Annotated in this window: 4 protein-coding genes; all 4 read left to right on the top strand. The window is 43.7% G+C overall.

The annotated features are described in order from the left end of the window. Positions 1-104 precede the first annotated feature (104 nt). The 4 genes from QX565_RS16650 (at position 105) to QX565_RS16635 (ending at position 12,009) form a co-directional block, all read left to right on the top strand. Positions 105-1,082 carry a CBM96 family carbohydrate-binding protein gene (locus QX565_RS16650; RefSeq protein WP_289293568.1) on the top strand — a complete coding sequence of 326 codons (978 nt, stop codon included), beginning with the start codon at positions 105-107 and terminating at the stop codon, positions 1,080-1,082. 79 nt (positions 1,083-1,161) lie between these two features. Then, positions 1,162-4,464 (top strand): glycoside hydrolase family 2 TIM barrel-domain containing protein, encoded by a 3,303-nt coding sequence (locus QX565_RS16645; protein WP_414429718.1) that lies wholly within the window; start codon positions 1,162-1,164, stop codon positions 4,462-4,464. Between the two features lie 52 nt (positions 4,465-4,516). Continuing rightward, on the top strand, positions 4,517-8,602 hold the full coding sequence (locus tag QX565_RS16640; protein ID WP_289293567.1) for a hybrid sensor histidine kinase/response regulator transcription factor: 4,086 nt from the start codon (positions 4,517-4,519) through the stop codon (positions 8,600-8,602). 131 nt (positions 8,603-8,733) lie between these two features. Next, positions 8,734-12,009 (top strand): glycoside hydrolase family 88 protein, encoded by a 3,276-nt coding sequence (locus QX565_RS16635; RefSeq protein WP_289293566.1) that lies wholly within the window; start codon positions 8,734-8,736, stop codon positions 12,007-12,009. Positions 12,010-12,015 lie beyond the last annotated feature (6 nt).

The raw sequence follows: 12,015 nt of genomic DNA, 5'->3' as shown, positions 1-12,015 counted from the left end.
CGAATCAGACAAGCTTCAGAGAGGTGTAGGACCTACTTTTGCACTGTGAACGTTCAAATAAACCTTTTTATTAACGCTTTAAATTTTATTCGATTATGAATCTTATGAGTACAAAAAAAATCACAGTGAAGTCTTCTTTAAGTAAGGTAGTATGTATCCTCGGTTTGGGAATGATGTCGTTGACAGGAACAGCTTATGCTGAAGAGGGGGGGACCCAGATTAAGAAACTGATTCCTATCGCTGACGGCTTTGTCCGTGGTAAAGATTACATGGATGTAGTGCAATCGAACCAGTCCATTTCCATGCACGTGATGAACGGTGGAGGTGAAGGTGATAATGCCGACCGTATGGCCTATATGAAGTTTGATATTACAGATATTATAAATCTGCCGGCAGATGCTGTTATCAGCAAAGCACAATTGCGTCTGTATATTCATGATGCTCAGGAAGCGGCAAGCGAAGTAAACCTGATACTCTCCGATGTGCCCGATAATAACTGGGAGGAAGGGACTTTGTGTTACTCTAACCGTCCTTATGAAGGGGATTATATTGCCGAATGTCCGGGCGAATATATGAAGTGGAACGGAAATGATAATTTTGACGAAACGAGATGTTTATATCTGGATATGACTGATTATATTAAGAAACAGCATACTGCCGGACGTTCTGTTATTTCACTTCATTTGTATCAGGATATTGTGTCTGCTACCTGGAAGAACCTGATGGAAATTTCGACCCGTGAAGCTGGCACTCAAAATGAAGAAAGGTGCCCGACACTTACAATAGAGTATACTTCTAATGCAACAGGTATTCAGAATATCGATGGCGGAAAAGCCGGAAAGATCACTGCCATTCCCTCTTTGGCAGGTGTAAATGAAGTTATTACTTTACAGACTGCTTTGCCGGAAGAAAATACTGGTAATGTAACTGTAGAGGCTTATGATGTAGTAGGCAAATGTGTGAAGTCTGTGGCATTGACCGGTACTGAAGCGACTATTGCTTTTGAACAGGCCGGTATGTATATCCTGCGCGTAAACGCCAATGGCAAACAAATCAATAGTACAAAGGTAATAGTAAAATAAGGTAAATCAGGAAAGAAGCCATAGTAACCTCGTAACATCGGGGGCTATGGCTTTTTTGCAAATAGAATCAAAGCTTTTTATGATAAAGAAAATCTTATCCGTAACTGTCTTGCTGGCTTTTGCTGTTTCTGTAGAAGTAGTTGGTGAATCACTTCCTTATTGGAGGGATATGAATGTGATGGCGGTCAACAGGGAAGAACCGAGAACGACTTTTATGTCTTATGACAATCGTACAGATGCATTGACCGGAGTATATGAATGTAGTCCTTACTATTATTTGCTGAATGGAACCTGGAAGTTCCGCTATGCTGATGATGAAACAGAACTTCCTGCCGATGCCACCAGCCAGTTTGTTGATTTAAGCGGATGGGATGATATACATGTACCCGGAAACTGGGAAGCGCAAGGGTTTGGTACTGCTATTTATGTCAATCAATGCTACGAGTTTGCACCTCAAAATCCCCATCCACCACAATTGCCCGAACGGGTACCGGTAGGAGTATATTGCCGTGAAATTACGGTTCCTGATGGTTGGCAGGGAAGAAGCATCTATTTACACATAGCCGGAGCAAAGTCCGGTGTATATGTTTATCTGAATGGAAAAGAGGTAGGCTATAATGAAGATTCTAAAAATCCTGCGGAGTTTCTGATTAATTCTTACCTGAAACCAGGAAAGAACCTGTTGACTCTGAAGATGTACCGTTGGAGTACCGGTTCTTATCTGGAGTGCCAGGATTTTTTCCGGATCAGTGGCATCGAACGGGACATATTCCTGTGGTCGCAGCCACAAACAGCGGTTCAGGATTTCCGGGTAATATCGACGCTGGACGATACGTATAAAAACGGTATTTTTCGTTTGTCGGTAGATGTGAAGAATACCGGACTGATAGCTGTTGATACTCGGGTTGGCTTTGAGTTACTTGCCGCTGATGGTAGAAAAGTGGCGACCGGAGCAAGTGTTTTAAAGGTAGGAGCAGCCGGGCAGGAAACCGTGGCTTTTGAACGGGAACTATCTCATGTGTTGACATGGACATCTGAAGCCCCCCATTTGTACAAATTGCTGATTACAGTGGAAAAGAATGGGAAATTAGAAGAAATCATTCCTTTCCGGGTTGGCTTTCGCCGTTTTGAAATAAAGGAGAGCGATTATGTAATCGGGGGTAAACGGCAACCATTATTTTTTGTAAACGGGCAACCGATTAAACTCAAGGGAGTGAACATCCACGAAACAGATCCTGTATGTGGACATTACGTGACTCCTGAAAAGATGCGGAATAATTTCCGGTTAATGAAAGAGAATAATATTAATTCCGTTCGCCTTAGTCACTACCCTCAGGACCGGCGTTTTTATGAAATGTGCGATGAGTATGGGTTTTATGTATATGATGAGGCGAACATCGAGTCACATGGGATGCGTTATGATTTAAAAAAAGGGGCCAGTCTGGGAAATAATCCTGCGTGGCTGGAGAATCATCTGTACCGTACAAAAAACATGTATGAGCGTAATAAGAATTATCCTTCCGTCACTATTATCTCTCTGGGTAATGAAGCCGGAAACGGATATAATTTTTATCAGACTTATCTGTGGGTGAAAGAGAGGGAACAAAGGTTAATGAATCGTCCGGTGTGTTACGAACGTGCTTTGTGGGAGTGGAATACCGATATGTATGTTCCTCAATATCCTTCTGCAGCCTGGTTGGAAGAGATAGGAGAGTCTGGTGCTGACCGTCCGGTGATTCCCTCCGAATATGCTCATGCAATGGGAAACTCTACCGGTGATTTGTACGGACAGTGGCAGGCTATTTATAAATACCCCCATTTACAAGGCGGGTATATCTGGGATTGGATAGATCAGGCGCTGTTGGCTACAGGTAAAGATGGGAAAACTTTTTATGCTTATGGGGGTGATTTTGGGGTTAATCGGCCTTCGGATGGAAATTTTGTAATTAATGGTTTGGTAGGACCGGATCAACAACCGCATCCATGTATGGCAGAGGTAAAATATACCCATCAGGATGTGGGCTTTAAAGCGATTGATCTTGCGAAGGGAGAGATTGAGATAACCAACCGCTTTTATTTTACAGATTTATCCGGTTATCGGATAGCATATCGTATTTTCGATGGTGAAGGGGTTGTAAAAAGAGGAACACTGCCACTATCTCTTCAACCACAGGAGTCTGCCATTGTTACTTTGCCAGTGAAAGAATTGGTGTTAAAACCGGGACATACCTATTTTGCTTGTCTGGAAGTTACTTCTTTGAAGGATACTCCTTTGGTTGCTGCCGGTCATCTGGTGGCTTATGATCAGTTCGAACTTCCGTTGAAAGTTGATAAATTACCATACTGTCCGGTGGCGGCTCCGAAACTGGATATTGTAAGACAGGGAGATGAAGTGTCTGTGGTATCCGGTAAAGTGAATTTCACTTTGAATACGAAAGAAGGGAGGGTGACTTCTTATCGCGTAAACGGGCGGGAATATTTCAAAGATAACTTTGGATTACAGCCTAACTTCTGGAGAGCACCCAATGACAATGATTATGGAAACGGAGCTCCGAAACGTCTACAAGTATGGAAACAGGCCAGCCGGGAATTTAATATGGTGAACTGCACGACAGAGGAAAAAGAGAACGGAAATATCCTTCTGACAGCAGATTACTTGCTACCTGTTGGTAATCATTTTATTCTTTGTTACGAAGTATGTCCGACGGGAATTGTGAAAGTCTCTGTTCGGTTTACTCCTGTGGAAGTGGAAGAAGGAGTTATTGTTAAATCAGAGGCAGAACTGATGGCTACTTATACACCGCAGGCAAAGTTGGACAAGATACGGAAAAATGTGCTTGAAGTACCTCGTATCGGAGTGCGTTTCCGTATACCGGTACAATATAATATGGTTAATTATCTGGGACGTGGCCCCGAAGAGAATTACATAGATCGTAAGATGGGAACTCCGGTCGGGTTATATAAAAGTACTGTAGATGATATGTATGTTCCTTATGTTCGTCCTCAGGAGAATGGGCACCGAACGGATACGCGCTGGCTCTCTTTGACAGACAAGAACCGGAAAGGACTGATGGTAGTTGCCCATGACCTGCTGGAATTTAATGCCTTGAGAAATTGTATAGAGGATTTTGATGCAGGAATAGCAGATACACCCTATCAGCTTCGGCAGGGTCACAGTGCGGATATTTTCCCCCGCGATTATGTAGAAGCTTGTTTGGATGTTTGTCACCAAGGAGTGGGTGGATATGACAGTTGGGGGGCAAGACCGACACAGGCAGCCACGATTTATGCGAATGAGGAATATCGGTCGGAATTCTGTCTGATTCCTGTGGCAAATGAACAAGAAATAAAATCCTGTTCTGTGCTCGATTTCTGGCAATAGTTGTATTTTTGTCGGTGAAGTTGTTACAGAACAGTTAAAAAACGGGTTACTTATGCGATACTATAAAAAACTTTTTTGGGTATGTCTTTTTCTGCTTTCCCTGCTTTCTGTTCCGGGAGCCGGAAAGGAAGGGTATCTATTCAGAAATGTTTCTCCCGAAGGCGGTTTCTATTATGATGGTGTGCGGCAGATATTGCAGGATCGATATGGTTTCATCTGGATACTGATGGATAATGGGCTTTATCGTTTTGACGGATACGAGTATAAGCATTATTATTCGGACTTTCTGAAGATAGATTCCTCGGTGGGCTGGCAGTTCAATGCTATCGGGCTGGATGGAGAAGGACGTTTACTCATTGCAACGAATAAGGGGTTGTACGGTTACGTTAAAGTATCCGATTCATTTGATAATTTATTGGATACGTTTGTCCGTTTTCTGGCACTCGATAACCGGGATAGGGTATGGGTTGGTTTAAACGATGAATTTGCCCTGCTCGATGAAGAACATCACACAACTGTACGAGCCTTGTATGAAGGACAGGGAATTGGAGGAACGACTGCTTATGCCAGAGACGAAAACAGTTTTTTTGTGGCTGCCGATGGTAAAGTCTTTCGCTATGATGCTGATACGAATAAATTCTCACTCTTTTTTAGCTTTGCGGCTGGAAGTTACATTCAGAGCCTTTGTAAGTACCAGAACAAACTGTGGGTACTGATTGAGAATGAAGGGCTCTTTAAAGTTGATATTCCTACAGCAACGATAGATGAAACGTTCGATTTCTTTCACGTTGAGAATGGGGGGAATGTATTGACGAAGATGCTCTGTATGGACAAATATGGTGAGCTGTGGATTGCTACTCAAAGGGGATTGTATATATTGAATCCTGATACCCGGAGATATACCCGCTACTTGCATTCGGCATTAAACCCATTCAGCCTGCCCAACAATTCCGTTTGTTCTATTTCCGAAGACAGGCAACGGAATATCTGGATTGGAACTTATTCGGGTTATATTTGCCATACGAATCTGAATGAATCAGAATGGGTGAAAACTTATACGCCACGGGAAGAGTCTCTCAATCATAATCTGGTAAGTGGTTTTGCTGAAGAGGGTGATCGCTTGTGGATTGCCACTGAAGGGGCGGGGCTAAATTGTCTGAACAAACGTACCGGGGATTTTACTTATTACAGCCAGAGTACTACCGGAAACGGCTTGTCTTCGGATAATGTGAAGTCGCTTGTGATGGATTCGCATCATAATCTTTGGATAGCCACTTTCCGTGGAGGACTGGATTGTTTCAATTCTGTCACAAATAGATTCCGGCATTTTCATTATGATCGTACGGATGTAAATACACTTCGTTCGAATAACCTTAGAAAGATTGTTGCAGAAGCGGATTCCGGCCTTTGGGTAGCTTACCAACTGGACAAATTAGTCGTTTCATTTTATTCATATGCCAATGAACGCTTCACGCATTGCCATTTTACGGATAAGAGTGATAGCGATACATTCATTTTCGATATGTGTCGAGGTAGTGGTCATCGGCTTTGGATTATTTCGCATAGTAAACTGTATGCACTGAATACAAAAGATTACACCGTTGTTCCTGTTGCACTTGATGGTATTGCCCATCTTAATGCTCAATCCATTTGTGTAGATGGGAGTGATAATCTTTGGATCGGGACTATTGGGTACGGATTGATACGTTACAATCCTCGCTCCGGACAGACAGAGCGCTTTAATGAAATCCTTACATTGGGCGCTTTCTCTATTTTCAGTATCTGTACCGATGATGAGAATAATCTTTGGATGGGGACAGATAACGGTCTGTTCCGTTTTAATACTGCAGAGCTACACTTTGCCCGTTTCGATCAGAAAGACGGGATGCAGGGAAATGTTTATTATCCTCTCTCTTCTTTCCGGAGTAAGACGGGAGAATTATGTTTTGGCGGGACTAATGGTTTCAGTCTTGTCAATCCGAAAGAAACGAATCATAATGATATAAAACCGCAGGCCATTATCTCCGGATTCTATCTTGATAATGCTCTGGCTACCCCTCCTGCTCGCAATGATCGTTTGGATAAGTATTCAGGACTACCTGAGGAGATTGTACTGGAGTATGACCAGGCGAACTTTGGTTTTGCTTTTTCATCGGACAATTATTATATTCCGCGTAAGAACCGCTATCGCTATCGTTTGGTGGGTTACGATGATAAATGGATAGAAGTGGATGCAGATGCCCGTAAAGCATCTTATTCCAAAGTTCCTGCGGGAAATTATGTTTTTGAGGTATTGGCCTCCAATAATGACGGGGTGTGGAGTGAATCGCCTACACGTGTGCATGTTCTTCGCCTGCCTGCTCCCTGGCTGAGTGTATGGGCTTATCTGCTATATGTTATACTGTTAGCAGTGGTTACATTCTTTATTCTACGTTATTATACCGAACGTAAGAATCTGAAACTACAACTCTATCTGGAGAATATGGATAAAGAAAAGAAAGAGGAGATTCATCAGTCGCAGTTGCGCTTCTTTACTAATATCTCCCATGATTTCCGAACTCCGTTGTCTCTTATTATCGGAGCTGTGGATCGTCTGCGTGAAGAGGGGTTACCGGAATATTACTATGGCATACTTAGCAGCAATGCCAAGCGTTTGTTGAATCTGGTAAATGAATTAATGGATTTTCGGACAATTGAAAACGGGAAATTACCGCTGCAGGTGGAACCGACGGATGTAAACGATCAGGTACGGCGCATTACTGCTGACTTCCGTAACCATGCGCAGCAACACAATATTCAGTTTGATATCCGTTTAGATGCAGATTTACCAAAAGAACTTTGTATTGATCGGAGTATATTCGAAAAGATATTGATGAACTTGCTTCATAACGCTTTTAAATATACAAAGGATGGAGGGCGTATTTCTGTTGAGACTTATGCGCGTGCAGAGGCTTTCGTACCGGCACGTTCCCATTCATTTACGGTGAATGGAGAAGGAGGGGCTAAAAACTGTTTTGCTATTGCCGTGCGTGATACGGGTATTGGTATTTCACAGGAGTCCATCAGTAGTGTCTTCGAACGGTTTTATAAGGTGAATACGGTTAACTTTGACAAGCACCTGGGTACAGGCATTGGCCTGGCATTGGTACGTAGCCTCGTATTATTGCATCGAGGTACAGTGAGTATTCACAGTGAACCGGAACAAGGTACTGACATGGTGGTTTGCCTGCCATTGGACGGAGGGGTTTACACGGTGGATGAACGGCTTAATGTAACGGAAACAGTTATATCGGATGAAATTACTGTTTCTGAAGAGCCTAAGGTAACATTTGAAAACGAGCTATTGTTGGAAGAGCCGGAGGTTCCTGTAACGGAGGAGAGGAAACGGTTGTTACTGGTGGAAGATAATGATGACTTACGGCGTATGATTGCCGATTTTCTCTCTGTGAAATTTGAGACCATAGAGGTGGAGAATGGAAAACTGGCTTCCGATTATCTGGCAACACACAGTGTAGACCTTATTATTTCGGATATCATGATGCCTGAGAAAGATGGTATTACCCTCTGTCAGGAAGTGAAAACGGATGTGGCTACATCACATATCCCGTTTGTCTTGCTGACGGCAAAGACCAGTCTTGAGAGTAAACTCGAGGGAGCTTCAGCGGAAGCAGATCTCTATTTTGAAAAACCGGTAGATTTCAATTTGCTGTTACTCTCCATTCAGAATATCTTTAAGCGTCAGGAACAGCTTAAAGAGTATTATGCACGCAACTATTTTGCTGATGCTTCGGAGTTATCCACCAATCAGGAGGATAGTCGTTTTATGAAAGAGTTTGTCGATATTCTGGAACGTAATCTGGAGCAGGCAGATATGGATGTGAATTCCATTGCTGCCGAGTTGTCAATGAGTCGTAGCAAGCTATACGCCAAGATTAAAAGTATAAGTGGCAAGTCTATCGTAGAATTTATTCTGGGATATAAGCTTCGCAAGGCAGCACGATTGCTGGTAAAGGAGAATTTGACAATCCGGGAGGCCATGGATCAGATTGGTATCGAAAGCCAGTCATACTTTACCCGTGCATTTAAGAAAGAATTTGGTGATACACCGACGGCGTTTGTGGCAAAGTATCGGAAATAAAGAGGAGTAAAATTGAAATAATTCCTTTTGTAAGTGCAATAAAGCAAAACGAACAAAAGGTATAACGAATAAGGCAATCCGAATAAATGGGTTGGTTCTACTTTTGCGTCAGATAACGAAAGCAAAAAAGTATGAACTACAAAATTATCGGATTCTTGTTATTCCTCTCTGTAGGCCTGTCTACAGAGGTGCTGTCTGAAAATAAAAACAATCTAAAAAGGGGGTATGTGGACCTTCCTTTTGACCATAGTGATGTATTGTGTACTTTACAAAACGTTGCCGACTGGCAATTGGAACATTTCACTTACTCCCGGACAGGAACTCCCGGACATTTGCATGATGCTGGCATCGATGCCTGGACAAATGCTACGTTCTATCTGGGGCTTTCTCAGTTGGTGCGTCTGTCAGATACCAGTCGATATAATGATTGGCTTTGCCGGATTATAGCTGATACACATGGACGGCTACCGGCCAATTTTGCAGGTCACTCTCAGTATTCTCTTTATCATGCCGATGAACTTTGTATGGCTCGTTTCTATCTTGATCAATATGAGCTATCGCGGGCTTCTCATTTAATGGCTTCTGTCAGTGAACGTATTGATTGGATTCTGGCTCATCCCGCTGACACGATGATGGATTATCGTAATAAACAGACATGGACGTGGAGTGATGCTCTTTTTATGGCACCGCCTGTGTATGCCCGCTTGGCTCAAATTACCGGTAATACTGAGTATCTCTGGCAGATGGATCGTAATTTCCGGCGAACATATGCCCATCTCTATGATACTGACGAACATTTATTTTATCGGGATGATAGTTATCTGGGACGTACAGAAGCTAATGGACGAAAAATATTCTGGGGGCGTGGTAATGGTTGGGTAGCTGCCGGATTGGTTAGTCTGCTGGAGGAATTACCTTCCGATTCTCCTTATCGCTCTTTTTATGAGCAGCTTTTTAATCAACTTGTTGCCCGGCTTATCAGTCTGCAAGGGGCGGATGGCAGCTGGCACGCCAGTTTACTCGATCCCGATAGTTATCCTGCACCCGAAACCAGTGCAACTGCCTTGATAACTTATGCGTTGGCTTATGGTTTGCGTACCGGATTATTTTCCGGAACAGATTATGCTCTTGCACTGACTCGTGCCTGGCATTCTCTTTGCGCAGCTATTGATGCTGACGGGAAGTTGGGGTGGACGCAGCCTATTGGTGCCGATCCAAAGAAGGTAACACGTGAAATGACTGCTACTTATGGAGTAGGTGCATTTCTTCTTGCCGGAAGTGAACTCTATCGTTTACTGATAACTCAATCATCGAGACAGGTTCACTCTTTCAATGACGGATGGAGTTTCTGTAAGGGGCCTTCTATGGCAGAATCAGTACTGGTTGGTACTCCATTTGTTACGGAATGGGAACCCGTTAAAATACCTCACACATGGAATAATGTCGATATGCAGACCCAACGGAATGATTACTATGCGGGGCCGGCCTGTTATCAGAAAACGTTTGTTCCGGATCATAGTTTACGTGGAAAGCGTCTTTTCCTTCGTTTCGAGGGGGTAGGGGCGGTGGCTCGTGTCTACGTCAATCAGGGACTTGCTATTGAGCATCGGGGAGCTTATTCTGCTTTTGCGGTAGAGATTACCTCTTTACTTGATTTCGGACGGGAGAATACGATTACTGTTTTTGCTGATAACACTCCCCGGCCTGATATTATTCCGGTCAATAATAATCTGTTCGGGGTTTATGGTGGTATCTATCGTCCTGTGCAGTTGATTGTGACGGATCGTGTAAATATTGCCGTTACTGATTATGCCTCTCCGGGTGTTTATATAGATCAGCACAAGGTAACTTCCCATGTTGCAGAGATTACGGTCCGCACAAAATTAGAGAATCGCTACAAAGAACCCCGTTCCGTGGTGATGGATTATTTGTTGTTTGAGGCAGACGGTACTCTGAAAGAAAAGAAATCACATGAAATCACTCTTTCCCCTCAAGGGAGACAGACCGATATACAGCCATTTACCATTCGTCGGCCCCATCTCTGGCAAGGATTAGATGATCCGTACCTGTATCGTATTGTTGTCCGGGTTAAGTCCGGTGGGCATATTGTTGATGAAATAATTCAACCTCTTGGTTTGCGTCATTTCGAACTACGGGCAGGCGGCGGCATGTATCTCAATGGTCGGCGTGTTCCAATGTATGGGGTTTGCCGGCATCAGGACTGGTGGCAATCGGGAAGTGCCCTCACTCCTCAGCAACATGATACAGACCTCTCTATTATCCGTGAATTGGGAGCTACCACTATTCGCCTGGCACACTATCAGCAATCGGAATATGTTTATTCGCGTTGTGATAGCATTGGTTTTCTGGTTTGGGCAGAAATACCTTTTGTGAACCGTGTCAGTACGCACGAGGCGGAGAATGCAAAAGAGCAATTACGCGAACTGATCCGGCAGAATTACAATCATCCCTCCATTTATGTCTGGGGAGTACACAACGAAGTCTACGGTTATGGTGAAGATGATGGACTTTATACAGACAGCACTCGTTTCTCTCCGGTGGTTGCTTTGACTTCCGATTTGCATGATTTGGCAAAGACAGAAGATCCTGTCCGTCTGACAGTCTCCGTAAACGGTCATGCTGCTCCCGGACACGGAGTCAATATGAATACCGATATTCAAGGAATCAATCGTTACTTCGGCTGGTATGAACGCCGTATTCAGGATCTGGAACCTTGGTTAGAGTCGATGGAACGGGATTATCCCGGTTATCGTATCATGCTCACCGAGTATGGTGCTGAGGCTAATCCGAAACACCAGGAAGAATTGGCCGGTGATGTCGGTGATTGTTGTGGTTTTGACCGTCGCTATACGGAAGCTTTCGCTACCCGTTTTCATGAAATTCAGTGGGGAATTATCTCACGCCATCCTTACTTATTGGCCTCTTATGTGTGGAATACGTTTGATTTTGCTACGCCTGCTTCTTCACAGGGTGGAGTTGAAGCCCGGAATATGAAGGGACTGGTGACTTTTGACCGGCAATGCCGGAAAGACCCTTTTTATTGGTACAAAGCCAATTGGAGTAAAGATCCCGTACTTTATATCACTCAGCGACGCGTAGTGGAACGGAGGCAAAAACATACACCTGTGACGGTTTATTCCAATGTGGGTATTCCCCGCTTATTTGTCAACGAACAGGAAGTAACGGGAGTTATCAAGGGTACTACCTCTGTTCATTACATCTTTCCGGATGTTGAACTAAAGGAGGGTGATAATCAACTGAATGTTCGGGCAGGTGAAGGAGAGAAAGCGATAGAAGATACTATCTACTGGCATTATTCAGGTATCCTTTCGCCGGATGCTCCTGTGCATCCCCAGGAGAAAGAAGGAGAACACGTCGGACTATAATGTTAC

Source organism: Bacteroides sp. 41_26 (assembly GCF_949740115.1).
In the GTDB taxonomy this organism is placed as follows: domain Bacteria; phylum Bacteroidota; class Bacteroidia; order Bacteroidales; family Bacteroidaceae; genus Bacteroides; species Bacteroides nordii.
The sequence above is the reverse complement of the archived record's forward strand: the minus strand, read 5'-3'. Positions and strand labels throughout refer to the sequence as shown.